The organism is Pseudomonas sp. SCPG-7 (assembly GCF_002156405.1).
GTDB classification, from domain to species: domain Bacteria; phylum Pseudomonadota; class Gammaproteobacteria; order Pseudomonadales; family Pseudomonadaceae; genus Aquipseudomonas; species Aquipseudomonas parakoreensis.
Map to the genome: position 1 here is coordinate 264,505 of NZ_MVOO01000006.1, position 26,347 is coordinate 290,851.

The following is a 26,347-nucleotide window of genomic DNA, read 5'->3' on the forward strand; positions in this document are numbered from 1 at the left end:
AAGGCTGCGATCTTTTTGCGTCACCCGAGCATTATCGGGTGACCACATCCTGCTCCAGCATCAATTCCTTCTTCCCTGCGTCCAAACGAACCAGCGCCCCCATCGGCAGCGTCAGGTTCGGATCACAATGCCCGCTGCGCCACCCCGACAGCACCGGAATCCGCAACGGCTCAAACGTTTGCTTGAGCAGGCGGTTCAACGCATCGATATCGACCCCGGCCACATCACCGACCAGCACCCCGCGCAATCGGGCCAGTTTGCCGGCCAGACGCATCTGCGTGAGCAGACGGTCGATGCGGTACAGCGGCTCGTTGACGTCCTCGATCAGCAGAATCACGCCCTCGACATCAATCTCATACGGTGTGCCCAGCGTTGCGGCGATCATCGCCAGATTACCGCCGAGCAAACGCCCGTGCGCGATGCCCGGTTCGACGGTGGTCAAGGGATAAGCCACCGGATGGCTCAACACACTCCCCGCCTTCAACTGACCGCGCAGCATCGCAAAGAATGAAGTGACAGTCGGCGGCTCCTTGTCGCCCAGCAAATCGGCGTTGAGCAGCGGGCCGTGGAAGGTCACGAACCCGGCGTAGCGACTGATTGCCAGATGCAGCGCGGTGATGTCGCTGTAGCCGACAAACGGCTTGGCGTGACGACTCAGCAGATCGTAATCGATCCGGTCCAGCAGGCGCGGCGTACCGTAGCCGCCGCGCAGGCAGATGATCGCGTCGACTTCGGGATCGGCGAAAGCGGCATGCAGGTCGTTGAGGCGTACATCATCGCTGCCGGCCAGATAGCCGTCCTTCTCGTAGACACCGGGGAACACTTTCAGCGCATATCCGCGGGCGCGCATCCACTGCACAGCCTTTTCCGTGTCCAGCGCACCGGGGCCGGCGGGCGCGATCAGGCCGATCAGCCCTTCGGACGGCAGCGCCGGTACGGGTTTATGCGGAAAAAGGCTGTGGGTCGGTCGAACGGTCATCCATGGGTCTCCCTGTGTGAAGTCTTGCAGACACAGTAGTCAGGTCCAGAGACAAACAAAAGAGTGCGCGGCAGACCCAAACAGAAATACCCGCCGAAGCGGGTATTTTGTGAAGCCTTCAGCGCCGGATCAGGAACCGAGCAGCTCGGCCTTGACCAGTTTCGCCTGCTCGTCGGCGTGATACGAGGAACGTACCAGCGGACCGGAAGCGACGTTCTTGAAGCCCATCTTGTAGCCTTCTTCGGCGAACCAGGCGAAGGTGTCCGGGTGCACGAAACGCTGCACCGGCAAGTGGCTGCGCGACGGTTGCAGGTACTGCCCGAGGGTCAGCATGTCGATGTCGTGTTCGCGCATGCGCTTCATGACTTCGATGACTTCTTCGTCGGTCTCGCCCAGACCCAGCATCAGGCCGGATTTGGTCGGAATGTGCGGCATCATCTGCTTGAAACGCTGCAGCAGGGTCAACGACCACTGGTAGTCCGAACCCGGACGCGCAGCCTTGTACAGGCGCGGCACGGTTTCCAGGTTGTGGTTGAACACATCCGGCGGCTCGGCGGCAGTGATTTCCAGGGCGATGTCCATGCGGCCACGGTAGTCCGGGACCAGGGTTTCCAGCTGCACGTTCGGCGACAGCTTGCGGATTTCGCGGATGCAGTCGGCAAAGTGCTGGGCACCGCCGTCACGCAGGTCGTCGCGGTCAACCGAGGTGATCACCACGTACTTGAGTTTCAGGTCGGCGATGGCGATGGCCAGGCTTTCCGGCTCGTTGACGTCCAGTGGCTTCGGACGACCGTGACCCACGTCGCAGAACGGGCAGCGACGGGTGCAGATGTCACCCATGATCATGAAGGTCGCAGTGCCGCCGGAGAAGCACTCGCCCAGGTTCGGGCAGGACGCTTCTTCACAGACGCTGTGCAATTTGTGTTTGCGCAGCAGGCTCTTGATCCGGTCGACTTCCGGCGAAACCGGGATACGTACGCGAATCCAGTCGGGCTTCTTCGGCAGTTCGGTGGTCGGAATGATCTTTACCGGGATGCGTGCAACCTTCTCGGCGCCGCGCAGCTTGACGCCGGCTTCAACCTTGGGACGCGGGGCCGGGCGCTCGGTCACGTCGAGCGTCGGGATCATGGTTTGCACTGCATCAGTAGTCATATCAGTCGATTCCGCCCGTCAGGGTCGTCTGCTCAGCATAGTCGAGGTGTTTGACGAGCTGCGCGCGCAGCCGGGCACTTACCTCGGCAAATTCAATCGATCCTGCGTGATCGCTCAGCTGGGTCATCGCCAGCCCGGCATAGCCGCAGGGATTAATCCGTCGAAACGGTTCCAGGTTCATATCCACGTTCAAGGCCAGGCCATGAAAGGAGCAACCGTGGCGAATCCGCAAACCCAGAGAAGCGATTTTCGCTCCGTCGACGTAGACGCCGGGAGCATCTGGCTTGGCGGCGGCGGTGACGCCGTAGCTGGCCAGCAGTTCGATCAGGCACTGTTCCATGCGCGTGACCAGATCACGTACGCCGAAACCCAGCTTGCGCACATCCAGCAACAGGTAGGCGACCAACTGGCCCGGGCCATGATAAGTCACCTGCCCGCCGCGATCGACCTGTACTACCGGGATATCACCCGGCAGCAGCAGGTGTTCGGCCTTGCCGGCCTGGCCCTGGGTGAACACCGGTGGGTGCTCGACCAGCCAGATTTCGTCGGCGGCATTGCTGCCGCGTTCGTTGGTGAAGCGTTGCATGGCATGCCAGACCGGCTCGTAAGCCATCTGGCCAAGTTCGCGAAAGCCCAGCGTGCCCGGCATCACAACACCATGTGCACGAAACCGGAAGCCCGCAGCTCGCTGTTGATGTTGTACAGCTGATCCTGGTCTGTCGCGACGATGTGCAACTGGATGGTGGTGTACTTGCCGTTGCTGCTTTGACGCTCGTCGATGCGCTCATCATTGATGGTCGCGTGTTTCTTGACGATGTCGATGATCTTGTCTTTGTTGCCGACGCCCGTATCGCTGATCACCTTAATCGGATAATCAGTTTGCGGAAATTCGATCTTTGGCGCCTTTACTTCGGTATCGGTCATGGCGTAACGGCCTCTAGAGCGCAAGCCGTGGTAACGCACATGGCCCCGCACCGGATCGGGGCGGGGCCATGCAGGTCAACACAAATCAGTTGAACAAGCCGTAGAAGAATAGACGGATGCTATCCCACATGCGGCGGAAGATACCACCCTCCTCGACAGCGTCCAGAGCGATCAGGTCGGCGCTGTGCACCACCTTGTCGTCCAGTTTCACTTCGACTTTACCGATCACGTCGCCCTTGGCGATTGGCGCGGTCAGTTGCGGGTTCATGGTCATGCTGGCAGCGAGCTTTTTCAGCTGGCCTTTTGGCAGGGTCATGGTCAGGTCTTCAGCCAGGCCGGCCTTGACCTGGCTGGTGGTGCCTTTCCACACCGGGGCCTGAGCCAGTTCGGTGCCCTTCTGATAGAAGGTCTGGGTTTCGAAGAAGCGGAAGCCGTAGGTCAGCAGCTTCTGGGTTTCAGCAGCACGGGCCACTTCGCTGTTAGTGCCGAACACCACAGCAATCAGACGCTGGCCGTCACGTACAGCCGAGGACACCATGCAGTAGCCGGCTTCGTCGGTGTGACCGGTTTTCAGACCGTCAACGGTCTTGTCGCGCCACAGCAGCAGGTTGCGGTTAGGCTGCTTGATGCCGTTCCAGAAGAACTCTTTCTGCGAGTAGATCGCGTAGTGAGCCGGGTCTTCGTGGATAATCGCGCGCGCCAGGATCGCCATGTCGTGAGCCGACGAGTAGTGCTCTGGGTTCGGCAGGCCGGTCGGGTTCATGAAGTGCGAGTTGGTCATGCCCAGATCGGCGACCGTCTTGTTCATCAGATCGGCGAACGCGTCTTCGCTGCCGGCGATGTGCTCGGACAGCGCCACGCTGGCGTCGTTGCCGGACTGAATGATGATGCCGTGCAGCAGGTCGCTGACGGTCACTTGCGAGCCGACTTTGATGAACATCCGCGAACCGCCGGTACGCCAGGCGTTTTCGCTGACGGTCACCGGGTCGTTCTCACCGATCTGGCCACGGCGGATTTCCAGCGTAGCGATGTACGCGGTCATCAGTTTGGTCAGGCTGGCTGGCGGCAGACGCTGGTCACCGTTGTTTTCCACCAGCACGTTGCCGCTGCTGGCGTCCATGAGCACGTAGGCTTTTGCAGCCAGTTGAGGTGGCGACGGCATCATCTCGGCCGCGAAGGCGGCTGGCGAGAGGAGCAGCGGGACTAGCAGACACAGGCGTTTGGCAAAGGTGGTGATGTTCATCCGTCTCTCGAAATCGCTAATGGAAACTTGCCCGAAGGCAAAACTATTCAGACAGCCTTCTAACGGGCCATCGCGTGTTCAGTTGCTCACTCCAGTCACCCTTGCCGGGCTTTTGTTCTTCGACGAGCCAACAACCTGGTCCACCCCCCAAAACCGCAAGTGAACCGTCAATCAAGTGCTACGTTTCTTACTCGGTGACCACGCTCGGCGAGCCGAGATTGGCCAGGCGCACACTGTTCTGCACCTGGGCGATCTCACCCGGCGAACCGATCGGCCCCAGGCGTACCCGGTGCAGGGTCTGCTGATTGCGCACGATCGAGCTGATGAACACCGGAGCGCTCACCATCCCGCTGAGCTTCGACCTCAGGAGTTCTGCAGCGTCCGGGTTGGCGAACGCGCCCACCTGCAGATACTGGCCAGACGCTGGTGCAGAAGCGTTTTTTTTTGCGCTGATCTGTACAGGGACAGTATCAGAGGCATGTTGCTGCGGCGGCGGCGTCCACTGCTCGATGGTACCGGCTGAAGCCGTAATGACCGGGGCGCTATTCTGCGCGACTTGCGGCTCGTTAAGCATCAGCGGCGCCGGACGGCCCTTCGCGGCCCACCATTGCTGCGGATCGATACCCTCGACCTTGACCCGCGCGGTGCCGATTTCGGCATAACCGAGCTTCTTCGCGGCTGCGTAGGACAAGTCGATGATCCGGTCCGAATAGAACGGCCCGCGATCGTTGACCCGCAGGATCACGCTCCGGTTGTTGTCCAGGTTGGTCACCCGCACGTAACTGGGCAGTGGCAGAGTCTTGTGGGCGGCACTCATGCCGTACAGGTCATACACTTCGCCGTTGGCGGTGTTCTGCCCGTGAAACTTGGTGCCGTACCAGGAAGCGGTACCCGAGGCGACGTAGGTCTTGGATTCCTGCAACGGGAAATAGGTCTTGCCCAGCACGGTGTACGGGTTGGCCTTGTACGGACCGGTGTGCAGGGTCGGCGTGGCGTCCGGGATGCGCGAAACATCGACATCCCACCACGGCGCGCCGTCTTTGTGCGCGCGGTTGATGTCCAGCCCCGGCTGTGCACGCACGGCGGTGGACGAGGTCTTCTGGGTTGGCGCGCGGCTGGTCGAACAGCTGGCGACCAGCACCGCCAACGCGGCGAATGCCACCAGCTTCAGGGGTTTATTGATAGGCAATGCCCGCATTACTTGACGCCCCGTGCTTTTACCAGCTCTTCAGACAGTTGATGTACGGCCATGGCGTACATCACGCTGCGGTTATAACGCGTGATCGCGTAGAAATTCTTCAGGCCCATCCAGTATTCAGGGCCGTTGTCGCCTTCGAGGCGAAATGCAGTAACCGGCATATCATCGCGCAGCGCATCATGACTTGACCAGCCCAGCGCCCGCAACTCTCCGACCGTTTTCGTCGGCTCGATGCCGGTGGTCAGACCTTCGTCGACCTGCTCGCCGCGCACGTCAGCGCGGCTCACCACCGGTTCCCCGGCGACCCAGCCGTGACGCTTGAAATAGCTGGCCACACTGCCGATCGCATCGTCCGGATTGGTCCAGATATTGATGTGACCGTCACCGTCAAAATCCACCGCGTAGGCGCGAAAGCTGCTCGGCATGAATTGCGGCAAGCCCATCGCTCCGGCGTACGAGCCCTTGAGGGTCAATGGATCGACCTGCTCTTCACGGGCCAGCAGCAGGAACTCACGCAATTCCTTGCGGAAAAATTCGGCACGGGGAGGATAGTCGAATCCGAGCGTGGACAACGCATCAATCACCCGGTAATTGCCGGTATTACGTCCGAAAAAGGTCTCGACGCCGATGATCGACACGATGACTTGTGCCGGTACGCCGTATTCCTGCTCGGCACGGGCCAGCACGGCCTCGTGCTGGCGCCAGAAGTCCACACCACGGGCGATGCGCGCGTCGGTGATGAACATCGGGCGATATTCTTTCCACTGCTTGACCCGCTCGGCGGGCTTGGAGATGGCGTCGAGAATCGCCTGTTTGCGCTGAGCCTCGCGAAACACGGCCATCAGTTGCTCGCCGGCAAAACCGTAGTCGCGGGTCATTTCGCCGACGAATTCGGCCACCTGTGGCGAGCCTTCGTAATCGCCGGCCAGCGCTTGCTGCACGCCGCCAAGGATGCCGACCAGGCCGACCCACGGCGCGTAACGAGTCGCCCAGCTGCGCATGACTTGCATTGAACTCTTCACCTTATTCAAACCTGTGCGATCCACTTGCGATGCGTATGAATCGACATCAAAACCCCAAACGCTGACAGCAGTGTCACCAGCGAAGTTCCTCCGTAGCTAATGAAGGGCAACGGCACCCCCACCACCGGCAACAGGCCACTGACCATACCGATGTTGACGAAAACATAAACAAAAAACGTCATGGTCAACGCACCGGCGAGCAATTTGCCGAACAGCGTCTGCGCCTGGGCGGTAATCACCAGGCCGCGACCGATCAGCAACAGATAGATCAGCAGCAGCGCGCAGATGCCGACCAGACCGAACTCTTCGCCGAGTACCGCGATGATGAAGTCGGTGTGGCTCTCCGGCAGAAAGTCGAGATGCGACTGGGTACCCAGCAGCCAACCCTTGCCGAACACGCCGCCGGAACCGATCGCGGCTTTCGACTGGATGATGTTCCAGCCAGTGCCCAGCGGATCGCTTTCCGGGTCGAGGAACGTGAGGATCCGCTGCTTCTGGTAGTCGTGCATGATGAAGAACCACATGGCGATCGCCACCGGCACCGCCGCAGCCAGCACGCTGAGGATCCAGCGCCAGCGCAGCCCGCCCATGAACAGCACGAACGCGCCGCCGGCCAGAATCAGCAGCGACGTCCCGAGGTCAGGCTGGCGCACGATCAGAATGAACGGCACACCGATCAGCATCAGGCTGATGCCGACGTGCTTGAGCTGCGGCGGCAGCGTGCGCTTGGACAGATACCAGGCAATCGTCGCCGGCATCAGGATCTTCATGAACTCCGAGGGCTGGAAGCGGATCACCCCGGGAATGTTGATCCAGCGCGTCGCGCCCATGGCGTTGTGGCCCATGATGTCCACCACCATCAGCAGCACCACGCCGACCACATAACCGAGCGGCACCCAGCGCGCCATGAACCGCGGTTCGAACTGGGCGATGACGATCATCGACACCAGGCCGATGCCGAACGAAGTGGCTTGTTTGCCCAGCAGATCCCAGCTCTTGCCACTGGCCGAATACAGCACGAACAGACTGCCTGCGGCGAGGATCAGCAGCAGGATCAACAGCGGGCCATCGATATGCAGACGTTGCAGCAGCGTCGCACGACGACGCATCACATCCTCACTGGAGAGCATGCGATCAAAATTATTCATCACGGGCCGTAGCCTCCGCACTGATAGGACCGGCGTATTCGGCCTTCAATCGACCCTCCTGATCCAGAAGCCAGGCATCCATGACCTGACGCACGACCGGCGCGGCGACCCCGGAGCCGGACTCACCGTTCTCGACCATCACCGAGACCACGATTTTCGGGTTGTCGGCCGGGGCGAAACCGACGAACAAGGCGTGGTCGCGGTGGCGTTCCTGAACCTTGGAACGGTCGTACTTTTCACCTTGTTTGATCGCGACGACCTGAGCGGTACCGGACTTGCCGGCGATGCGGTATTGCGCACCGATTGCCGCCTTGCGCGCAGTACCCCGGGCGCCGTGCATCACCTGCTGCATGCCGTGGTTGACCTTGGTCCAGTCCGACGGATCGCGCAGAACGATATCCGGCATCGGGTTTTCATCTACCGGTTTGGCACCTTCGATGGTCTTGGCCAGGTGCGGCCGGTTCCAGATGCCTTTGTTGGCCACCAGCGCCGTGGCCTGCGCCAGTTGCAAGGGCGTGGACTGCATGTAGCCCTGGCCGATCCCCAGAATCAGGGTTTCGCCCGGGAACCACGCCTGTTTGCGCGTCGCACGCTTCCACTCGCGTGACGGCATCAGGCCGGGAGATTCTTCGAACATGTCCAGCGAGACCTTCTGGCCGATGCCGAACTTGTTCATGTAGGCCGACAACCGATCAATGCCCAGCTTGTGCGCCAGGTCATAGAAGTAGGTGTCGTTGGAACGCATGATTGCCGTGTCGAGGTCAACGAAGCCGTCACCGGTGCGGTTCCAGTTGCGGTACTTGTGATCGTAGTTGGGCAGCATGTAGTAACCGGGGTCGAACACCCGGCTCGACGCCGTCACCACACCGGCATCGAGACCGGCAATCGCCACCGCCGGCTTGATCGTCGAACCCGGCGGGTACAGACCGCGCAGCACCCGGTTGAACAGCGGCCGGTCGATGGAGTCGCGCAGCTCGGCATAAGCCTTGAAGCTGATGCCGGTGACGAACAGGTTCGGGTCGAAACTCGGCTGACTGACCATTGCCAATACTTCGCCCGTGTTCGGATCGAGCGCCACCACCGCGCCGCGCCGCCCGCCCAGTGCAGCTTCCGCCGCTTCCTGCAGTTTGATGTCCAGACTCAGGACGATGTCCTTGCCGGGAATCGGATCGGTCCGCTTGAGCACGCGCAGCACGCGGCCGCGGGCGTTGGTCTCGACTTCCTCGTAACCCACCTGCCCGTGTAGTTCCGGCTCGTAGAAACGCTCGATGCCGGTCTTGCCGATGTGGTGGGTGCCGCTGTAGTTGACCGGGTCGAGGGTCTTCAGCTCTTTCTCGTTGATCCGCCCCATGTAACCCACCGAGTGCGCAAAATGCGCGCCCTGCGGGTAATGACGCACCAACTGCGCGACCACTTCCACCCCGGGCAGGCGGAACTGGTTCACCGCGATCCGGGCGATCTGCTCTTCGGTCAGCTCGAACAGAATCGGCACCGGCTCGAACGGCCGGCGCCCCTGGCGCATGCGTTTTTCGAAGATCACCCGGTCCTCGGGCGTCAGCTGCAGCACTTCGACGATCACGTCGAGCACTTGCTGCCAGTCGCCGGAGCGCTCACGGGTCATGCTCAGGCTGAAGCTCGGACGGTTGTCCGCCACCACCACGCCGTTGCGGTCGAAGATCAACCCACGGGTCGGCGGAATCGGCTGCACATGGACGCGGTTGTTTTCCGAGAGTGTCGAGTGGTACTCGTACTGGATCACCTGCAAGTAGTACAGCCGCGCAATCAATACGCCGATCAACAGCATGACCGCAACAGCCCCGAACACGACGCGGCTACGCACCAGGCGGGCGTCCTTTTCGTGGTCCTTGATGCGGATCGGCTGAGACATGAGGGCAGGACTACTTGTGGTAAGGGTGACCGGACAGCACGGTCCAGGCACGGTACAGCTGTTCGCCGATCAGGATCCGCACCAGCGGGTGCGGCAAGGTCAGCGGCGACAACGACCAGCGCTGGTCAGCACGGGCGCAGACTTCCGGCGCCAGCCCTTCGGGGCCACCGACCATGAAGTTGACCGTGCGCGAATCCAGCCGCCAACGGTCGAGTTCGACCGCCAGTTGCTCGGTGCTCCAGGGCTTGCCGTGCACTTCCAGCGTGACGATCCGCTCGTTCGGCCCGACCTTGGCCAGCATGGCTTCGCCTTCCTGGCGGATGAAACGGGCCACGTCGGCGTTCTTGCCACGGGTATTGAGCGGAATTTCCACCAGTTCCAGCGCCAGCTCGGATGGAAGACGCTTGGCATACTCATGCCAGCCTTCTTCCACCCACTTGGGCATGCGTGAACCGACGGCGATCAGTCGCAGTCGCACAGCAATCCCTTACAACTGGTCTTTGTTGAGCTTGGTGAAATGCTCGTGGGTGTTTTCCGGGCTGTGGTGCTTGGCGTCTGCCGCACGGCTTTGCTCGGCACCGGCCCACAGGCGCTCCAGGTCGTAGAACTGACGTGCCGAGGCAGTCATCATGTGCACGATCACCAGGTCGAGGTCGAGCAGCACCCAGTCGCTGTCGCCCTTGCCTTCTTCGCCCAGCGGCTTGGCGCCTTGCTTTTTGACTTCTTCACGGACCTTGTCCAGCATCGCGTTGATCTGGCGATTGGACGTACCAGTGGCGATGATCATGTAGTCGGTGATGCTCTGCTTGTCGCGAACATCGATGATCTGGATGTCTTGTGCCTTGACGTCTTCCAGGGCAGCCACGGCAACCTTGACCAGCTCGTCGCCCTTGAGCGGCTCGTTGGTATTGGCGACTTCCGGCAGCGGTGCGCTCTTGAACGTGCCTTTGCGCTTGACTTTGCTTACATCTTTGTCGGTCATATAAAACTCGTTTTGCTCATGTATTCGGCGGCTTGGCGATACGTGGATTCGTATCAGTGAAGCACGCCTTGTTCAGTTCGACGCACGGTACAGACCGTGCGCATCGATGTAGGCCAGGACCGCGTCGGGCACCAGGAAACGTACCGACTTACCGCTGGCCAGCAGTTGACGGATCTGGGTGGCGGAAACCGCGAGCGGTGTCTGCCAGACGAATGCAATCTGTCCGCTCGGCCCTTTGAGGGCCAGCGGGTCGCTCACCGAACGCGCTGCCAGCAGGTTGCGCAAGGCATCCGGCGGTTCGCTGTCGGCGTCCGGGCGCTGTAGCACCAGGATATGGCAATGCTGGAGCAACTCCTCCCAGCGGTGCCAAGTGGGCAGGCCGCAAAATGCGTCCCAGCCCAAAAGCAGAAAAACCTGGGTCTCGGCGGCCATTTCGGCACGCATCAACTCCAGGGTATCGATGGTCCAGGACGGTTTGTCCCGCTGCAATTCGCGGGCGTCCACCACCAGCGGCGGCACTCCGGCCACCGCGCACTCAACCATGGCCAGCCGATCCTGCGCCGACACTTGCGGCGTATCGCGATGCGGCGGCCGGGCGCTGGGCATCATGCGCAACTCGTCAAGCGCCAGTGCTTCGGCGACTTCCAGCGCACCGCGCAAATGGCCGATGTGCACGGGGTCGAACGTGCCGCCCAGTACGCCAATGCGTTGCGGGCGAGACTCGCTGCCGGTTTGCGGCGCTGTCAGGTCGAGGTCGGTCAAGTCAGACCGTCGCCTGGCCGCGCAACTGGCCATCACCGACCACGATGTACTTCTCGCAGGTCAGCCCTTCGAGACCCACCGGGCCGCGGGCGTGCAGCTTATCAGTAGAAATGCCGATCTCGGCACCCAATCCGTATTCGAATCCATCGGCGAAGCACGTCGGGGTGTTGATCATCACCGACGCCGAGTCGACTTCCGCGACGAAACGCCGGGTGTCGGCGAGGTTTTCGCTGACGATCGAGTCGGTGTGGTGCGAGCCGTAATGGTTGATGTGTTCAATGGCCTGGTCCAGTCCGTCGACCACGCGGATCGACAGGATCGGCGCCAGATACTCGGTACTCCAGTCGTCCTCGCTGGCCGCATTCGCGTCAATGATCGCCCGGGTGCGCTCGCAGCCACGCAGCTCGACGCCTTTTTCGCGGAACTGGGCTGCCATCGACGGCAGGAAATCCTTGGCAACACTTTGATCGACGAGCAGGGTCTCCATCGCGCCACAGATGCCATAACGGTAAGTCTTGGCATTGAAGGCGATGCGCTGGGCTTTCGCCAGATTGGCATGGGCACTGACATACACGTGGCAGATGCCGTCCAGGTGCTTGATCACCGGCACGCGGGCGTCACGGCTGATGCGCTCGATCAGGCCACGGCCACCGCGCGGCACGATCACGTCGACGTACTCGGGCATGGTGATCATCGCGCCGACGGCAGCGCGGTCGGTGGTTTCGACCACTTGCACCACCGCTGCCGGCAATTCGGCCTCGGCCAGACCGCGCTGGATGCACGCGGCAATCGCCCGGTTGGAATGAATCGCCTCGGAACCACCGCGCAGGATGGTCGCGTTACCGGACTTCAGGCACAGGCTGGCGGCATCGATGGTCACGTTGGGCCGGGATTCGTAGATGATCCCGATCACACCCAGCGGCACGCGCATCTTGCCGACTTGAATGCCGGACGGGCGGAAGCTCATGTCACGGATCGCACCGACCGGATCCGGCAGTGCTGCCACCTGGCGCAGGCCGACGATCATCCCGTCGATGCGCGCGGGAGTCAGTTCCAGACGTTCCAGCAAGGCTGGCTCCAGACCATTGGCGCGACCGGCGGCCAGATCCTGTTCGTTGGCTGCGGCCAGCTCGGCGCGCGCAGCGTCCAGCGCATTGGCAGCAGCCTGCAGGGCGCGGTTTTTCTGCGCGGTGCTGGCACGGCCGATGACCCGGGAAGCTTCGCGGGCGGCGCGACCCAATCGGGTCATGTAGTCAAGAACGGACTCAGTCATGGTCTGCTGGGGTCTTGGCAAAGAGGAAAGCGGCAGATTATAGCTGTCGCGTCCCGGGACTAACAGCGGTGACAGGCGGATGGTCGAAATGGACTGCAATTTGCCGACGTTCAGCCGTAATTAAGTCGCGGATTGTTATCATCACGACCTCCTTCGTCTGGATAAACACCGTTTGCCATGTCCAACCTGACCGTTCGCGCCACCGCCGAGCGCCTGCCACTGGGCCTTCCGGACAATTTTTTCGACCGTGACGCGCAAGTACTGGCCCGCGATCTGCTCGGCAAAGTCATCCGCCACCGGGTCGGCGATCTATGGCTCAGTGCCCGGATCATCGAAACCGAAGCCTATTACTGCGCGGAAAAAGGCAGTCATGCATCGCTCGGTTACACGGAAAAGCGTAAGGCTTTGTTTCTGGATGGCGGACACATCTATATGTATTACGCCCGTGGCGGCGATTCACTGAACTTCAGCGCTCAGGGGCCGGGCAATGCGGTGCTGATCAAATCCGCCTACCCGTGGGTCGATGAGGTCAGCGGGCCGGCGAGCCTGGCGCAGATGCTGCTGAACAATCCCGATGCCCAAGGCCGCCCGCGTCCTTCGCAAAAGCTGTGCGCCGGGCAGACACTGCTGTGCAAGGCGCTTGGGCTGAAAGTGCCGATGTGGGACGCCAAGCGTTTCGACCATGAACTGCTGCTGGTGGAAGACACCGGCCCGGCGCCGACGCAGATCATTCAGACCACACGCCTGGGCATCCCCCAGGGCCGCGACGAACACCTGATGTACCGCTTCGTCGACGCCACGTATGCCCAGTGGTGCACGCGGAACCCGTTGCGCCGGGGTCAGGTCGAAGGGCGCGATTATTTCCTGTTGTAAACACGTAACCCTGTAGGAGCTGCCGCAGGCTGCGATCTTTGCTGTTAAAAGATCAAAAGATCGCAGCCTGCGGCAGTTCCTACAGGGATCATCAATGGTTTGGAGTTTTTTGGTATGGGCCCATGGCTCGATAGCGTAACCGGATGGCTGGCGGCCAATCCGCAGTGGCTGGCCGCTGCGGTGTTTATCGTCGCATTCGTGGAGTGTCTGGCCATTGCCGGAATAATCGTGCCCGGCACCGTGCTGTTGTTTGCCGTGGCCGTACTGGCCGGCAGCGGTGCACTGTCGTTGAGTGAAACCCTGCTGCTGGGCTTCCTCGGCGGGATTCTGGGCGATGCGGTGTCGTATTACCTGGGCCGCCACTTCCACCAGAACATCCGCCGCCTGCCGGGTTTGCGCCACCATCCGGAATGGATGGCCGGGGCTGAAACCTACTTCCAGCGTTACGGCATCGCCAGTCTGCTGGTCGGGCGCTTCATCGGTCCGCTGCGGCCGATGCTGCCGATGGTCGCCGGGATGTGCGACATGCCCTTCCCGCGCTTCGCCGCCGTCAGCCTGCTGGCGGCGGCCGGCTGGAGCGTCGCCTACCTGCTGCCGGGCTGGGCCACCGGCGCGGCGATCCGCTTGCCGCTGCCGGAAGGTTTCTGGCTGCAGGCCGGCATCGTCGCCGCCAGTATTGCGGTGATGGTCGGCCTGAGCGTCAACAGCAGCTTGCGCCAGCATCGCCGGGCGACGATCTGGATCAGCAGCATGAGCCTGTTGATTCTGATTGGCCTGTTTATTGGCTATCCGTATCTGCACGCCCTCGACCAGGGCGTGATGACCCTGGTGCAGGAACATCGCCAACCGATGCTGGACGAGATTGCGGTGACGTTCACCCTGATCGGTGAATTCCGCAACATGCTGATGTTCAGCGCCCTGCTCACCGGCCTGTTGCTGCTGTGTCGGCAATGGCGTCAGGCAATCTTTGCCGGCGGCACGCTGCTGTGCACCGCGCTACTGAACACCGTCACCAAACAGTTTTTCGCCCGGGTCCGCCCGGAGGTGCTGACCGATCCACTGACCAGCTACAGCATGCCCAGCGGCCATGCCTCCGGTTCGTTCGCGCTGTTTCTGGTGCTCGCGGTCCTCGCCGGTCGCGGCCAACCGCCGCGCATGCGCCTGACCTGGCTGCTGCTCGGCTGCATTCCGGCGCTGTCGATTGCTTTGTCGCGAGTCTATCTGGGCGCGCATTGGCCGACAGATATTCTGGCGGGTGCGATGCTGGCGGCATGCGTGTGTGCGGCGGGCTTGTGGCTGAGTCAGCGCAAGGCGCCGCTCAATGCCATGCCGTTCAAGGTCTGGTGGCTGATTCTGCCGGCACTGCTGGTGCTGTTCAGCCTGTTCGTTCTGCGGCATCTACCGGACACGATGTTGCGTTACGCCTACTGATACTCAGGCGAACAGCTCGCCCTGCAGCTCATCGAGCAGCGCCTGGATCGCATCCAGTCGCTGCTGCGGATCGTCGAGTTGCAGCAGGTCGATCTTGTCTTCTTCGGCGAACGGCAGCAGATACGCCAGTTGATTGGCCAGCGACTGCTGCCCCAGCGCTTCGGTGCCCATGTTCAGCGCCTCGACCATCGGGTGCTCGGCCAAAGCCTTGAGCAGCGCCACCAGATCGGCGTCTTCGTCCTGCAGCGGTTGCTCCGGCTCATCGTCCAGCCATTCGACGTCGGCGAGGATCAACTGATCGCGCTGCACCTCTGTGCGCAACACCTGAAAACGCCGCCCGCCCTGCACCCGGATCCCCAGCAGGCCGTTGTCCTGTTGCTGAAAATCGGTGATCCGCGCCTCGCAGCCGACCAGGGCAAAGCCTTCGGGCGCGACGCCGACTTCGTGGCCGTCGAGGATGCACACTACGCCAAAGCCGCCACCCTGTTTCATGCAGCGGCCGATCATGTCCAGGTAGCGCGCCTCGAAGATCTGCAAGTCGAGGTTGCAGCCGGGAAACAGCACTGTGTTCAGCGGGAAAAGCGGCAGACTCATAGACATTTCCTTAGACCACCATCGACACCGCCAACGGCAGGAACACTGCCGTGGCCACGCCCATCAGACTCATCGCCAGCGCCGCGAAGGCGCCGCACTCATCGCTTTCCTGCAGCGCCACCGAGGTGCCGACCGCGTGTGCGGTCATGCCCAGCGCCATGCCCCGCGCTTCAGGACTGTGCACGCCGAGCCGGGTCAGCAACGCCGGGCCGAAGATCGCGCCAATCACCCCGGTGATCAACACGAACACCGCCGCCAGCGCCGCCACGCCACCGATCTGCTCGGCCACCAGCATCGCAATCGGCGAAGTCACCGACTTTGGCGCCATGGTCATCAAAATCATGTGCTCGGCGCCGAACCACCAGCCGAGCAACACGCCCATGCCCGTGGCGACTACACCGCCTATCACCAGCGTAGTAAAAATCGGCCAGAACAATTGGCGGATGCGCTTGAGGTTCAGATACAACGGCACCGCCAACGCCACCGTCGCCGGGCCCAATAGAATTCTGAGGATCTCGGTGCTCTTGCGGTACTCGGCATACGTCAGGCCGCAGCCGACCAGCACGCCGATCACCAACAGCATGGAGACCAGCACCGGCTGCAGAAAGATCCAGCGGGTTTTCTCGAACGCCGCCAGCACCAGTTGATAGGCACCGAGGGTGATGCCGATGCCGAACAGCGGATGATGAATCACCGAAGCCCAGGCACCTTGCCAATCGAAAAGCATCAAGCGTCCTCCGAGTTCGGTGCGTGACGCTTGACCAGCCGTTGCATCAGCACCCCGGCGAAGGCCATCGACAGGATCAACGACAGCACCAGCGCGCCGACAATCGCCCAGAAATCAGCAGCAATGTCGCTCGCATAAACCATCACGCCCACCGCCGGCGGCACCAGCAGCAACGGCAGATAACGCAACAGGCTGCCGGCGGCGAGGTTCAGCGGCTCGCCGACTTCACCGCGAATGATCAGGAACACCAGCAACAGCAGCAGACCGATGATCGGCCCCGGCAGCACCGGCAACAGCAAATGGTTGAGTGCCGTGCCGAGCAGTTGAAACAGCACCAGCATGGTCAGGCCACGTAACAACATCAGACATCTCCCCCCGCAAGTCCTCGGCATTATAAGCACGGCGGCGCTATGGATCGGCATTCGCCAAAAGCATGGTCGGTTGACCGGAGCAAAACGCCATGATGATCTACAGTGGTTCGCAGGGCGGTCAAATCCCCCACCTGAAAAACTATAAAACCGATGAACCCAAGGAGAGTCTCAATGCCCTATGTTCCCGTTGCAGAGCTCAAAGATTATGTCGGCAAGGAACTCGGACGTTCCGAATGGCTCACCATCGATCAGGAGCGCATCAACCTGTTCGCCGAAGCCACCGGGGATTATCAGTTCATCCATGTCGACCCGGTCAAAGCCGCGCAAACGCCATTTGGCAGCACCATTGCACACGGTTTCCTGTCGTTGTCGCTGATCCCGAAACTGATGGAAGACATCCTCGTGCTGCCGCAAGGCCTGAAGATGGTGGTCAATTACGGTCTGGACAGCGTGCGTTTCATCCAGCCGGTGAAGGTCAATTCAAAAGTGCGCCTGAAAGTCGACCTGGCCGAAGTGACCGAGAAAAAACCCGGTCAATGGCTGCTCAAGGCCACCGCGACGCTTGAGATAGAAGGCTCGGACAAACCGGCCTATATCGCCGAACCGCTGTCGCTCTGCTTCGTTTGAGTCACCGGATGCGAAACAGCGCACGCTGTTTCGCATCCGCGCTGTTTTCCCGGCTGTATAAGGTCACATGGCTGCGGCATACTCGGTCGCCTAATTGCCCGGATCCCGCTATGCGCCCACTCGCTTCTCTTGCACCCCTTGCCCTGACCCTGATGCTCACCGCGTGCGGCGACGGCGAATCGCTGCTGCCCCCGGATGCACGCCTGCCGGACGGCGGACGCTATCGCGGTGAACTGGTGAACGGCTTGCTGCAAGGCCAGGGCCGCGTCGACTATCCCAACGGCAGTTGGTACGCCGGGCAGTTCGACAAGGGCCAATGGCATGGCCAGGGCGAATGGCACGGCAGCAACGGCGAGGTTTATCGCGGCCAGTTCCAGCAGGGCCTGTTCGACGGCCAAGGCAGTCTGACCACCAACGCCAGCAGTTACACCGGCGGTTTCAAGCAGGGCCGACGCGATGGCGAAGGCACGCTGAAAGAAAACGGCATGACCTACCGTGGCGAGTTCAAGGCTGACCAGTATTCCGGGCTGGGGCGTCTGGAAATGGACGACGGCAGCGCCTATCAGGGCCAATTCGCCCACGGCAAACCCAACGGCGAAGGCCAGCGCGGCGACTCTAGCGGCAATACCTTCAGCGGCCATTTCGTCAACGGCCAGCTCGAAGGCAATGGCACCTTCAACAGCGCCGATGGCGACATCTATGTCGGCGGCTTCAAGAACAGCCAGCTGCACGGCAAGGGCCGCTATGAAAACGCCGACGGCGACGTTTGGCTCGGCCAGTTCAAGGAAGGCGCGCTGACCGGCAAGGGCGAATTGATCGGCGCCGACGGCAGCCACTACATCGGCTATTTCAATGACTGGCGCTTCAGCGGCCAGGGCCGCTTGAACCTGTCTGACGGCAGCTTCTACATCGGCGAGTTCGACAGCGACAGCTACGCCGGGCGCGGCACCCTGGTGCTGACCGACGGCACCGTACTCAGCGGCACCTGGATCAACGGCCAGCGCGTGCGTGACGCCGACGGCAAGCTGCTGCCCGACACCCTCGAACTCGGTCTGCTGGCCCAGGGCCGCCTGCTCGATAACGCGCTGGCCGCCGTGCCCGCCTCGACCCCGGCGGTGGAGCTGTACACCCTGACCCTCGGTGGCGACGGCAAGCAAAGCGTGTTCCTGCGCGAGTCCGACTACGTCGCCAACATGCTCACCACACGTTTCGGCGCTTTCGGCCAGATTCGCCTGGTCAACCACCGTGACCACCTCACCGACCGGCCAATGGCCACCCGCGAAAACCTGCGCCGCGCCGCGCAGACCCTGGCAGAGCGCAGCGGCCCGGAAGACCTGGTGTTCATCTACCTGACCAGCCACGGCACCGCCGAACACGAGCTGGTGCTCGATCAGCCGCGCATGGAGCTGGCCGACCTGCCCGCCGACGAACTCGCCACGGTGCTGGCGCCGCTGAAAAATCGCGACAAGGTGATCGTGATTTCATCGTGCTATTCCGGTGGTTTCATCCCCGCGCTGAAAGATGAGCGCACCCTGATCATGACCGCCTCGCGCGCCGACCGCGTGTCGTTCGGTTGCTCGGAAGAAGCCAACTTCACCTACTTCGGCGACGCCTTGTTCGCTCAGGCGCTGAACCAGACCGACGACCTCGAGCAAGCCTTCAAACTGGCCAAGGCCACCGTCGCAGAGCGCGAACTGGCGGACAACTTCGAAGCCTCGGAGCCGCAGATCTGGGCACCGAAAACCGTGCTGGCGCACTGGCAACTGCTGCGTAAGCAGCAGGCCAGAAAAGCGTTGCAGAGTGCTGCGTTGAACGACGGAGCCACAAACAGCAACTAAGCTGAACAGTATCAAGGGAGAAACACTATGTACTTGACGCCTCAGCACGTATTGCTTGCCGGAGCCACCGGACTGACCGGTGAGCACCTGCTCGACCGTTTGCTCAACGAGCCGACGATCACCCGCGTGCTCGCCCCGTCCCGCCGGCCACTGGCGGAACATCCGCACCTGGAAAACCCGGTGGGCGACCCGCAGGCGTTTCTGCCGCAACTCAGTGGTCGCGTCGATATCGCCTATTGCTGCCTCGGCACCACGATCAAACAGGCGGGTTCCGAAGCCGCGTTCCGCGCGGTGGATCTGGACATGGTCGTGGCGTTCGCCAAACGTGCGCGGGAGATGGGCGCGCGGCACCTGATCGTGATCAGCGCACTGGGCGCCGATCCGAAATCGTCGATTTTCTACAACCGGGTCAAAGGTGAGATGGAGCAGGCGTTGCGCGCGCAGGACTGGCCGCAACTGACCATCTGCCGACCATCGCTGTTGCTGGGCGATCGCACCGAGCCGCGCCTGGGCGAACAACTGGCCGCGCCGTTTTCCAAATTGATTCCCGGCAAATACCGCGGCATCGAAGCCTGCCAACTGGCCCGGGCGATGTGGCGTCTGGCGCTGGAAGAACAGGATGGGGTGCGGATCGTCGAGTCGGATGAGCTGCGCAAGCTCGGCAAATAACAGCAGGACTTTGTGGAGAGGGAGCTTGCTCCCGCTCGACTGCGCAGCAGTCGCCAGCCCTGAATAATGCGGTGTATCTGAAGGATTTAGTCGTGGGGTTTGGGGCCGCGTCGCAGCCCAGCGGGAGCAAGCTCCCTCGCCACAGGAGTGCGCAGCACTCCCCTACAATCCACCCGTCGCCTGAAACCCAACGCCGATCACGGTCAGCAACGACAGCGGCAACAGCAGCGTATCGAGCAACGCACTCGCCGGCAGGTCCACCCCCGGATAACTCGGCGCCTCAGCACCGAAGCGATCCATCGCACAGCACCCGCCATTCATCGCGTACAAATCCAGGCGTGTCCCGGAATACACCACCGGCGCCCCCGGCTTGGCGGCATCCAGCGTGCGCGCGGTGGCGCAGCCGGCCAGTTGCAGCGCCAGCGCAATCACCAACAGCTTATTCATCGCTGCTCAGATGATGCTCGCCCCAACGCGGCAGCATGTCCTGCGGAATGCCCAACAGATTGAGAATCCGCGCGACGACGAAATCGATCAGGTCGTCGATGGTCTGCGGCTGGTGATAGAAACCCGGCGAGGCCGGCAGGATGGTCACGCCCATGTTCGACAGCTTGAGCATGTGTTCCAGATGAATGCTCGAATACGGCGCCTCCCGCGGCACCAGAATCAACTGGCGACGCTCCTTCAAGGTGACGTCCGCTGCGCGTTCGATCAGATTGTTGCAGGCACCGGTGGCAATCGCCGACAGGGTACCGGTGGAACACGGCACCACAACCATCGCCGCTGGCGCGCCGGAGCCCGAGGCCACCGGCGACATCCAGTCTTCCTTGCCGTACACACGGATCTGCCCGGCGGCGGCCCCGGTGTACTCGGTGAGAAACGCCTGCATCATTTGCGGCTTGGGCGGCAGCGTGACATCGGTCTCGGTGGCCATCACCAGTTGCGCGGCCTTGGAGATCAGGAAGTGCACTTCACGATCTTCGCGCACCAGGCAATCGAGCAGGCGCAAACCGTACTGCGCGCCGGACGCGCCGGTCATCGCCAGCGTGATGCGCTCCGGACCGCCGCTCTGGGCGAACGTGTTCATTGCAGTGCCTCGGCGAGCTTGCCGTGCAGGCCGCCGAAGCCGCCGTTGCTCATGATCACCACGTGGGTGCCGGGTTGCGCCTGGCTCTTCACCCGTTCGATGATGCCTTCCAGCGAGTCGCTGACAATCGACGGCACGCTGCACAGTGCCGCGGTGGCTGCCAGATCCCAACCGAGGTTGGCCGGGGCATACCAGATCACCTGATCGGCATCGACCACGCTGTCCGGCAGACCGTCACGGTGCGCGCCGAGCTTCATCGAGTTGGAGCGCGGTTCGATGATCGCGATCAGCGGTGCGTCGCCGATGCGCTTGCGCAAGCCATCGAGGGTGGTGGCGATGGCCGTCGGGTGGTGGGCGAAGTCGTCGTAGATGGTGATGCCGCGCACTTCGGCGACCTTCTCCATTCGGCGCTTGACGTTCTTGAACGCGCTCAAGCCGGCGATGCCCATCGCAGGCACCACACCGACATGCCGCGCCGCTGCAAGAGCAGCCAAGGCGTTGGCGACGTTGTGCTGACCGGTCAATTCCCATTCAACGGTGCCTTGGGACTCACCTTCGAACAGCACTTCGAACGCCGAGCCGTCGTCCTTGAGCAACTTGACCTGCCACTGACCGCCGGCACCGGTGGTTTGCACTGGAGTCCAGCAGCCCATTTCGATCACGCGCTGCAAGGCCGGTTCGGTGGTCGGGTGAATCACCAGACCTTCACTCGGAATAGTGCGCACCAAGTGGTGGAACTGCCGCTCGATGGCCGGCAGATCGGGGAAGATGTCGGCGTGATCGAACTCAAGGTTGTTGAGGATCGCAGTGCGCGGACGGTAGTGGACAAACTTCGAACGCTTGTCGAAGAAGGCGCTGTCGTACTCGTCAGCCTCAATCACGAAAAACGGCGTACCGCCCAGACGGGCCGACACCGAGAAATTCTGCGGCACGCCGCCAATCAGGAACCCCGGGCTCATGCCGGCGTGTTCCAGCACCCAGGCGAGCATGCTGCTGGTGGTGGTTTTGCCGTGCGTACCGGCCACCGCCAGCACCCAGCGCCCTTGCAGCACATGATCGGCCAGCCATTGCGGGCCGGAGACGTACGGCAAGCCTTTGTTCAGCACATATTCCACCGCCGGGTTGCCGCGCGACATGGCGTTGCCGATCACCACCAGATCCGGCGCCGGATCGAGCTGCGCTGGGTCATAGCCCTGGGTCAGTTGAATGCCCTGGGCCTCAAGCTGCGTGCTCATCGGCGGATAGACGTTGGCATCGGAGCCGGTCACGTGATGGCCCAGCTCTTTGGCCAGAACCGCCATCGAGCCCATGAAAGTCCCGCAGATACCCAGAATATGAATGTGCATAGTCGACCTCGTAAAACATGGCCGCAGGTTAGCGCAGGGAGGGGGAAATCGCACTCTTTAGCTGATCACCATCACCCCACCTGTAGGAGCTGACGAGTGCAACGAGGCTGCGATCTTTTGATCCTGTAAAGAACAAGATCAAAAGATCGCAGCCTCCAGCAGCTCCTACAGGGGGATTTATGCGGTTCGGGCGATACCGTGTTTACGCAGCTTTCTGTAGAGGGTATTGCGGCTGACGCCGAGCTGCTGCGCAGTCTGGGTCATGTGCCAACGGGTCTGCTCCAGCGCAGTGAGCAACGCCAAACGCTCGGCGTCCTCTAGTGGATACTCGGACTCAGCAGCCCTCAGCTCCAACGGCGGCCGCGCCTGGCGAATCATCGCCGGCAAATCGTCCAGCCCGATCCGCCCTTCATCGCACAACGCCGCCAGCGTGCGCAGAACATTGCGCAACTGCCGCACGTTGCCCGGCCAGTTGAACGCCAGCAACGCCTGACGGGCCTCCTCGTCAATCACGATTGTCTCGCCGCCAGCCTCCTCGGCCAGCAGGAAATCCAGCAACTGCGATTTATCACTGCGTTCGCGCAGCGCCGGCAGCGCAACTTCGAGGCCATTGAGCCGGTAATACAGGTCTTCACGGAAGCTGCCGTCTTCGACCCGCTCCAGCAGATGGCGATGCGTGGCGCTGATGATCCGCACGTTGACCGCCTCCGGCTCGCCGCCGATCGGCACCACCTGCCGGTCTTCCAGCACACGCAGCAAACGGGTTTGCAGCGCCAGCGGCATGTCACCGATTTCATCGAGAAACAAGGTGCCGCCATCGGCCTGCTGCAGCTTGCCGCGCATGCCGTCCTTGCGCGCGCCAGTGAAACTGCCACCGCGATAACCGAACAGCTCGCTCTCGATCAGGCTCTCGGGGATCGCCGCACAGTTGAGGGCGACGAAGGCTTTGTTGGCACGCTGGCTGGCATGATGCACAGCTTTGGCGAAGGCTTCCTTGCCTGAGCCGGTTTCGCCATTGATCAGCAGCGGCACGTCGCGCTCGAATACCCGCAGCGCCTTGCGAAAATCCGCTTGCAGCGCGGCGTCACCGAGGCAGATGCCCGCCAGTGGCTGAGCTTTGGCCACGACCGGGGCCGGCATGATCTTCGCCGGTTTGCGCGACTCGCCACGCAGCAAGGCAAACAGATGCCGCCCATCGCGGGTGCGCAGCGGCCAACTGGCGCTGGCATTGGCGCTGGCACGACCGAGCAGTTCATCCAGCGAGCAATCGAAAAACGCTTCCACCGGCTTGCCGAGCAAACCACCGCGAATATGCCCCAACAGGTTCAGCGCACTCTGGTTGACCGCGCTGATCCGCCCTTCGCCGTCAAACGCCAGCAGCCCTTCGCTGAACAAGCCGACGGATTCGGCCTGCAGATGAAAACGCAGCAACCACTGGTTATCGAAGCAACGCAGGAAATAGCAGCTCTCGATCATCTTCGCCGACAGATTGACCAGCGCCATGGTGTGGAACTGGCTCTGGCGCGAAACGTCGTGGCGCGCCGAGGACACGTCGAGCACCGCCAGCAATTCGCCGTGCGGGTCGAACACCGGGCTCGCCGAGCAGGTCAGGCCGGTGTGGCGACCGCGAAAGTGTTCGTCCTGGTGGATGGTCAGCGCCTGGCGCTCGACCAGGCAAGTGCCGATGCCGTTGGTGCCTTCGCAGGCTTCGCTCCAGTCGGCGCCGAGCCACAGGCCGGCACGTTCGAATATCTTGCGCTCGGCGGGTGCGGTGACGCAGTTGAGGATCACTCCTCGCGCATCGGTCAACAGCACCGCATGACCGGCGCCGGACAGTTGTTGATGCAGGCTGCTCATTTCATTGCCGGCGATTTGCAACACCTGTTGCAGACGCTCGCGGCTTTCGAGGACGCGTCCGTGTTCGAGCACCGTAGGCGCCATGGTCAGGGCCGGATCGAGGTGGTAGTCCTCAAGACAGCGCAGCCACGAGCGGGCAATCGACGGATCGGCACCCGGCCCGTGCAGGTGCGGCTTGCCCTGACTGACGGTGAGAACCTGCTGGGCATGGCGACTCAAATGGTTGTCGTGCATTTCTTATTATTCTCCCCGAAAGGTCGACCCTTTCAGACTACCAACACTGACCTGTGGCGAGGGAGCTTGCTCCCGCTCGAGTGCGAAGCGCTCGCCAAAGTATAGGAGCGGTAAACATTTCAGGACTGCTGCGCAGCCCAGCGGGAGCAAGCTCCCTCGCCACAAAAATCAACCACTGGGCGATTGGCAGTCAGCATCCTCCAGCCATCGGCGCATTGCAATGCTGGCAAGACCAGCCGGTCACTGGCTGTGCCAAAAGCGGTACAAACTGTCACCCCCTCTGTACCGAAACCATCACAGGCGCCGCCCGCCCGTCCGACAAAAAATACGCAAAGCCTTGATTTGCCTGCCCTGCACGGCAGTGGCCCGACCTTTGCTCTACGCTTATAGCAAGCGCACTTGCGCGTTTCTCTAATAAGTACAAAGCCAAGGAGAACAACATCATGCGTTACGCTCACCCCGGTACTGAAGGCGCCAAAGTCTCGTTCAAGAGCAAGTACGGTAACTACATCGGCGGCGAGTTCGTCGCGCCTGTCAAAGGTCAGTACTTCACCAATACCTCGCCAGTGAATGGCCAACCGATTGCCGAATTCCCCCGTTCCACTGCCGAAGACATCGACAAGGCACTGGACGCCGCCCACGCCGCTGCCGACGCGTGGGGCGCAACCTCGGTGCAGGCGCGCTCGCTGATCCTGCTGAAAATCGCCGACCGCATCGAACAGAACCTCGAACTGCTGGCGATCACCGAAACCTGGGACAACGGCAAAGCCATCCGCGAAACCCTCAACGCCGACATCCCGCTGGCGGCCGACCACTTCCGCTACTTCGCCGGTTGCCTGCGCGCCCAGGAAGGCAGCGCGGCCGAAATCGACGGCAACACCGTGGCCTACCACATCCACGAACCGCTGGGCGTGGTCGGCCAGATCATCCCGTGGAACTTCCCGCTGCTGATGGCCGCGTGGAAACTCGCCCCGGCACTGGCCGCCGGCAACTGCGTGGTGCTCAAACCTGCCGAGCAGACGCCGTTGGGCATCTGCGTGCTGATGGAGCTGATCGGTGATCTGCTGCCACCGGGCGTGCTCAACGTGGTGCAAGGCTTCGGCAAAGAAGCCGGCGAAGCACTGGCCACCAGCAAACGCATCGCCAAGATCGCCTTCACCGGCTCGACCCCGGTCGGCTCGCACATCATGAAATGCGCCGCCGAGAACATCATTCCTTCCACCGTGGAACTGGGCGGCAAGTCGCCGAACATCTTCTTCGAAGACATCATGCAGGCCGAGCCGAGCTTCATCGAGAAGGCTGCCGAAGGTCTGGTGCTGGCGTTCTTCAACCAGGGCGAAGTCTGCACCTGCCCGTCCCGTGCCCTGGTTCAGGAATCGATCTATGACGAATTCATGCAAGCGGTGATGAAGAAAGTCAGCCAGATCAAACGCGGCGACCCGCTGGACACCGACACCATGGTCGGCGCTCAGGCGTCCGAGCAGCAATTCGACAAGATCCTGTCGTATCTGGAAATCGCCAAGGGCGAAGGTGCCGAACTGCTGACCGGCGGCCAGGTGGAAAAACTCGAGGGCAATCTGGCGACCGGCTATTACATCCAGCCGACCCTGCTCAAGGGCACCAACAAAATGCGCGTGTTCCAGGAAGAAATCTTCGGCCCGGTGGTGAGCATCACCACGTTCAAGGACGAAGCCGAAGCCCTGGCGATCGCCAACGACACCGAGTTCGGCCTCGGTGCCGGCCTGTGGACCCGCGACATCAACCGCGCTTACCGCATGGGCCGCGCGATCAAGGCCGGTCGCGTGTGGACCAACTGCTATCACCTGTACCCGGCGCACGCCGCGTTTGGCGGGTACAAGAAGTCCGGCGTCGGCCGTGAAACCCACAAGATGATGCTCGATCACTACCAGCAGACGAAAAACCTGCTGGTGAGCTACGACATCAATCCGTTGGGCTTCTTCTAAAACCCGGGGCGACACAGGTATTTCCGTGTTGCCCTCCAAATAGCTATCGCTGGCAAGCCAGCTCCCACAGGGATCTTTGCAGATCTCGATAACGGGAACACCACAGATACCTGTGGGAGCTGGCTTGCCAGCGATGGCGTCCTCAATGACACAACCCC

The 26,347-nt window shown here is 61.9% G+C and carries 26 protein-coding genes; 6 read left to right on the top strand and 20 right to left on the bottom strand.

Features of this window, described 5'->3' with window-relative positions; translation table 11 throughout:
* Positions 1 to 31 precede the first annotated feature (31 nt).
* The 13 genes from B1722_RS14210 to B1722_RS14270 form a co-directional block, all read right to left on the bottom strand.
* Positions 32 to 979, bottom strand: coding sequence for an LD-carboxypeptidase (locus B1722_RS14210; RefSeq protein ID WP_086793056.1), 948 nt, complete (start codon positions 977 to 979; stop codon positions 32 to 34).
* A 129-nt stretch (positions 980 to 1,108) separates the two neighbouring features.
* A complete protein-coding gene (gene lipA / locus B1722_RS14215; protein ID WP_160768663.1) occupies positions 1,109 to 2,107 on the bottom strand; it encodes a lipoyl synthase in 999 nt (332 codons plus the stop codon).
* 25 nt (positions 2,108 to 2,132) lie between these two features.
* Positions 2,133 to 2,780, bottom strand: a complete 648-nt coding sequence (gene lipB / locus B1722_RS14220; RefSeq protein WP_025108695.1) for a lipoyl(octanoyl) transferase LipB — start codon at positions 2,778 to 2,780, stop codon at positions 2,133 to 2,135.
* On the bottom strand, positions 2,780 to 3,055 hold the full coding sequence (locus B1722_RS14225) for a DUF493 domain-containing protein (RefSeq protein ID WP_027612895.1): 276 nt from the start codon (positions 3,053 to 3,055) through the stop codon (positions 2,780 to 2,782). Before B1722_RS14225 ends, lipB begins: the two co-directional genes overlap by 1 nt.
* Positions 3,056 to 3,140: 85 nt before the next feature.
* On the bottom strand, positions 3,141 to 4,298 hold the full coding sequence (locus B1722_RS14230; RefSeq protein ID WP_003228546.1) for a D-alanyl-D-alanine carboxypeptidase family protein: 1,158 nt from the start codon (positions 4,296 to 4,298) through the stop codon (positions 3,141 to 3,143).
* 187 nt (positions 4,299 to 4,485) lie between these two features.
* Positions 4,486 to 5,496 (bottom strand): septal ring lytic transglycosylase RlpA family protein, encoded by a 1,011-nt coding sequence (locus B1722_RS14235; RefSeq protein ID WP_041065003.1) that lies wholly within the window; start codon positions 5,494 to 5,496, stop codon positions 4,486 to 4,488.
* Positions 5,496 to 6,506 (bottom strand): lytic murein transglycosylase B, encoded by a 1,011-nt coding sequence (gene mltB / locus B1722_RS14240; protein WP_041064999.1) that lies wholly within the window; start codon positions 6,504 to 6,506, stop codon positions 5,496 to 5,498. The genes B1722_RS14235 and mltB overlap by 1 nt, the downstream gene beginning before the upstream one ends.
* A 17-nt stretch (positions 6,507 to 6,523) precedes the next feature.
* Positions 6,524 to 7,627, bottom strand: coding sequence for a rod shape-determining protein RodA (gene rodA, locus B1722_RS14245; protein WP_047296919.1), 1,104 nt, complete (start codon positions 7,625 to 7,627; stop codon positions 6,524 to 6,526).
* A 31-nt stretch (positions 7,628 to 7,658) separates the two neighbouring features.
* Positions 7,659 to 9,554: a penicillin-binding protein 2 gene (gene mrdA, locus B1722_RS14250; protein WP_041064994.1), complete on the bottom strand. Its 1,896-nt coding sequence runs from the start codon at positions 9,552 to 9,554 to the stop codon at positions 7,659 to 7,661.
* A 10-nt stretch (positions 9,555 to 9,564) separates the two neighbouring features.
* Positions 9,565 to 10,032: a 23S rRNA (pseudouridine(1915)-N(3))-methyltransferase RlmH gene (gene rlmH / locus B1722_RS14255; RefSeq protein ID WP_003185785.1), complete on the bottom strand. Its 468-nt coding sequence runs from the start codon at positions 10,030 to 10,032 to the stop codon at positions 9,565 to 9,567.
* A 9-nt stretch (positions 10,033 to 10,041) separates the two neighbouring features.
* Positions 10,042 to 10,536: a ribosome silencing factor gene (gene rsfS / locus B1722_RS14260; protein ID WP_007960601.1), complete on the bottom strand. Its 495-nt coding sequence runs from the start codon at positions 10,534 to 10,536 to the stop codon at positions 10,042 to 10,044.
* A gap of 72 nt (positions 10,537 to 10,608) precedes the next feature.
* On the bottom strand, positions 10,609 to 11,331 hold the full coding sequence (nadD, locus tag B1722_RS14265) for a nicotinate-nucleotide adenylyltransferase (RefSeq protein ID WP_041064989.1): 723 nt from the start codon (positions 11,329 to 11,331) through the stop codon (positions 10,609 to 10,611).
* Positions 11,300 to 12,571 carry a glutamate-5-semialdehyde dehydrogenase gene (locus tag B1722_RS14270; RefSeq protein ID WP_086793058.1) on the bottom strand — a complete coding sequence of 424 codons (1,272 nt, stop codon included), beginning with the start codon at positions 12,569 to 12,571 and terminating at the stop codon, positions 11,300 to 11,302. Before B1722_RS14270 ends, nadD begins: the two co-directional genes overlap by 32 nt.
* Before the next feature lie 177 nt (positions 12,572 to 12,748).
* On the opposite strand from B1722_RS14270, the gene B1722_RS14275 reads away from it, so the two are divergent.
* Entirely contained in the window at positions 12,749 to 13,444 is a 696-nt protein-coding gene (locus B1722_RS14275; protein ID WP_041064983.1) for a DNA-3-methyladenine glycosylase, read from the top strand.
* Between the two features lie 114 nt (positions 13,445 to 13,558).
* Positions 13,559 to 14,875, top strand: coding sequence for a bifunctional DedA family/phosphatase PAP2 family protein (locus B1722_RS14280; protein WP_086793060.1), 1,317 nt, complete (start codon positions 13,559 to 13,561; stop codon positions 14,873 to 14,875).
* 3 nt (positions 14,876 to 14,878) lie between these two features.
* Here B1722_RS14280 and B1722_RS14285 read toward each other — a convergent pair whose 3' ends face one another.
* Genes B1722_RS14285 through B1722_RS14295 form a run of 3 tightly spaced genes read right to left on the bottom strand, consistent with a single transcriptional unit; the run spans position 14,879 to position 16,558 of the window.
* A complete protein-coding gene (locus B1722_RS14285; RefSeq protein WP_007960613.1) occupies positions 14,879 to 15,469 on the bottom strand; it encodes an LON peptidase substrate-binding domain-containing protein in 591 nt (196 codons plus the stop codon).
* Between the two features lie 10 nt (positions 15,470 to 15,479).
* A complete protein-coding gene (locus tag B1722_RS14290) occupies positions 15,480 to 16,196 on the bottom strand; it encodes an LrgB family protein (protein WP_086793062.1) in 717 nt (238 codons plus the stop codon).
* Positions 16,196 to 16,558, bottom strand: a complete 363-nt coding sequence (locus tag B1722_RS14295; RefSeq protein ID WP_007960615.1) for a CidA/LrgA family protein — start codon at positions 16,556 to 16,558, stop codon at positions 16,196 to 16,198. The genes B1722_RS14290 and B1722_RS14295 overlap by 1 nt, the downstream gene beginning before the upstream one ends.
* A gap of 180 nt (positions 16,559 to 16,738) precedes the next feature.
* Between B1722_RS14295 and B1722_RS14300 the strand changes: the two genes are divergently transcribed.
* From B1722_RS14300 to B1722_RS14310, 3 genes are all read left to right on the top strand, one after another.
* On the top strand, positions 16,739 to 17,194 hold the full coding sequence (locus tag B1722_RS14300; RefSeq protein WP_003228575.1) for a MaoC family dehydratase: 456 nt from the start codon (positions 16,739 to 16,741) through the stop codon (positions 17,192 to 17,194).
* Between the two features lie 110 nt (positions 17,195 to 17,304).
* Positions 17,305 to 19,032, top strand: coding sequence for a C13 family peptidase (locus B1722_RS14305; RefSeq protein WP_086793063.1), 1,728 nt, complete (start codon positions 17,305 to 17,307; stop codon positions 19,030 to 19,032).
* A 27-nt stretch (positions 19,033 to 19,059) separates the two neighbouring features.
* Positions 19,060 to 19,701, top strand: coding sequence for an oxidoreductase (locus tag B1722_RS14310; protein ID WP_007968134.1), 642 nt, complete (start codon positions 19,060 to 19,062; stop codon positions 19,699 to 19,701).
* 162 nt (positions 19,702 to 19,863) lie between these two features.
* Here the strand turns inward: B1722_RS14310 and B1722_RS14315 are convergent, their stop codons facing one another.
* From B1722_RS14315 to B1722_RS14330, 4 genes are all read right to left on the bottom strand, one after another.
* A complete protein-coding gene (locus tag B1722_RS14315) occupies positions 19,864 to 20,148 on the bottom strand; it encodes a YceK/YidQ family lipoprotein (RefSeq protein ID WP_007968135.1) in 285 nt (94 codons plus the stop codon).
* The gene (gene ubiX / locus B1722_RS14320; protein WP_007968137.1) at positions 20,141 to 20,788 is read right to left on the bottom strand and encodes a flavin prenyltransferase UbiX; all 648 of its coding nucleotides are present in this window, start codon (positions 20,786 to 20,788) and stop codon (positions 20,141 to 20,143) included. Before ubiX ends, B1722_RS14315 begins: the two co-directional genes overlap by 8 nt.
* A complete protein-coding gene (mpl, locus tag B1722_RS14325; RefSeq protein WP_047296827.1) occupies positions 20,785 to 22,134 on the bottom strand; it encodes a UDP-N-acetylmuramate:L-alanyl-gamma-D-glutamyl-meso-diaminopimelate ligase in 1,350 nt (449 codons plus the stop codon). The genes ubiX and mpl overlap by 4 nt, the downstream gene beginning before the upstream one ends.
* 177 nt (positions 22,135 to 22,311) lie before the next feature.
* Positions 22,312 to 24,225, bottom strand: coding sequence for a sigma-54-dependent Fis family transcriptional regulator (locus tag B1722_RS14330; protein WP_086793064.1), 1,914 nt, complete (start codon positions 24,223 to 24,225; stop codon positions 22,312 to 22,314).
* A gap of 443 nt (positions 24,226 to 24,668) precedes the next feature.
* On the opposite strand from B1722_RS14330, the gene B1722_RS14335 reads away from it, so the two are divergent.
* Complete coding sequence (locus B1722_RS14335) at positions 24,669 to 26,189, top strand: aldehyde dehydrogenase family protein (protein ID WP_041064960.1); 1,521 nt, start codon at positions 24,669 to 24,671, stop codon at positions 26,187 to 26,189.
* The last annotated feature ends 158 nt before the right edge of the window (positions 26,190 to 26,347 follow it).

What these genes read in the sequence shown, in the direction of transcription:
- B1722_RS14210 (WP_086793056.1), bottom strand. Translation starts at nt 979, where the DNA reads ATGACCGTTCGACCGACCCACAGCCTTTTTCCGCATAAACCCGTACCG.
- lipA (WP_160768663.1), bottom strand. Translation starts at nt 2,107, where the DNA reads ATGATCCCGACGCTCGACGTGACCGAGCGCCCGGCCCCGCGTCCCAAG.
- lipB (WP_025108695.1), bottom strand. Translation starts at nt 2,780, where the DNA reads ATGCCGGGCACGCTGGGCTTTCGCGAACTTGGCCAGATGGCTTACGAG.
- B1722_RS14225 (WP_027612895.1), bottom strand. Translation starts at nt 3,055, where the DNA reads ATGACCGATACCGAAGTAAAGGCGCCAAAGATCGAATTTCCGCAAACT.
- B1722_RS14230 (WP_003228546.1), bottom strand. Translation starts at nt 4,298, where the DNA reads ATGAACATCACCACCTTTGCCAAACGCCTGTGTCTGCTAGTCCCGCTG.
- B1722_RS14235 (WP_041065003.1), bottom strand. Translation starts at nt 5,496, where the DNA reads ATGCGGGCATTGCCTATCAATAAACCCCTGAAGCTGGTGGCATTCGCC.
- mltB (WP_041064999.1), bottom strand. Translation starts at nt 6,506, where the DNA reads ATGCAAGTCATGCGCAGCTGGGCGACTCGTTACGCGCCGTGGGTCGGC.
- rodA (WP_047296919.1), bottom strand. Translation starts at nt 7,627, where the DNA reads ATGCGTCGTCGTGCGACGCTGCTGCAACGTCTGCATATCGATGGCCCG.
- mrdA (WP_041064994.1), bottom strand. Translation starts at nt 9,554, where the DNA reads ATGTCTCAGCCGATCCGCATCAAGGACCACGAAAAGGACGCCCGCCTG.
- rsfS (WP_007960601.1), bottom strand. Translation starts at nt 10,536, where the DNA reads ATGACCGACAAAGATGTAAGCAAAGTCAAGCGCAAAGGCACGTTCAAG.
- nadD (WP_041064989.1), bottom strand. Translation starts at nt 11,331, where the DNA reads ATGGCCAGTTGCGCGGCCAGGCGACGGTCTGACTTGACCGACCTCGAC.
- B1722_RS14270 (WP_086793058.1), bottom strand. Translation starts at nt 12,571, where the DNA reads ATGACTGAGTCCGTTCTTGACTACATGACCCGATTGGGTCGCGCCGCC.
- B1722_RS14275 (WP_041064983.1), top strand. Translation starts at nt 12,749, where the DNA reads ATGTCCAACCTGACCGTTCGCGCCACCGCCGAGCGCCTGCCACTGGGC.
- B1722_RS14280 (WP_086793060.1), top strand. Translation starts at nt 13,559, where the DNA reads ATGGGCCCATGGCTCGATAGCGTAACCGGATGGCTGGCGGCCAATCCG.
- B1722_RS14285 (WP_007960613.1), bottom strand. Translation starts at nt 15,469, where the DNA reads ATGAGTCTGCCGCTTTTCCCGCTGAACACAGTGCTGTTTCCCGGCTGC.
- B1722_RS14290 (WP_086793062.1), bottom strand. Translation starts at nt 16,196, where the DNA reads ATGCTTTTCGATTGGCAAGGTGCCTGGGCTTCGGTGATTCATCATCCG.
- B1722_RS14295 (WP_007960615.1), bottom strand. Translation starts at nt 16,558, where the DNA reads ATGTTGTTACGTGGCCTGACCATGCTGGTGCTGTTTCAACTGCTCGGC.
- B1722_RS14300 (WP_003228575.1), top strand. Translation starts at nt 16,739, where the DNA reads ATGCCCTATGTTCCCGTTGCAGAGCTCAAAGATTATGTCGGCAAGGAA.
- B1722_RS14305 (WP_086793063.1), top strand. Translation starts at nt 17,305, where the DNA reads ATGCGCCCACTCGCTTCTCTTGCACCCCTTGCCCTGACCCTGATGCTC.
- B1722_RS14310 (WP_007968134.1), top strand. Translation starts at nt 19,060, where the DNA reads ATGTACTTGACGCCTCAGCACGTATTGCTTGCCGGAGCCACCGGACTG.
- B1722_RS14315 (WP_007968135.1), bottom strand. Translation starts at nt 20,148, where the DNA reads ATGAATAAGCTGTTGGTGATTGCGCTGGCGCTGCAACTGGCCGGCTGC.
- ubiX (WP_007968137.1), bottom strand. Translation starts at nt 20,788, where the DNA reads ATGAACACGTTCGCCCAGAGCGGCGGTCCGGAGCGCATCACGCTGGCG.
- mpl (WP_047296827.1), bottom strand. Translation starts at nt 22,134, where the DNA reads ATGCACATTCATATTCTGGGTATCTGCGGGACTTTCATGGGCTCGATG.
- B1722_RS14330 (WP_086793064.1), bottom strand. Translation starts at nt 24,225, where the DNA reads ATGCACGACAACCATTTGAGTCGCCATGCCCAGCAGGTTCTCACCGTC.
- B1722_RS14335 (WP_041064960.1), top strand. Translation starts at nt 24,669, where the DNA reads ATGCGTTACGCTCACCCCGGTACTGAAGGCGCCAAAGTCTCGTTCAAG.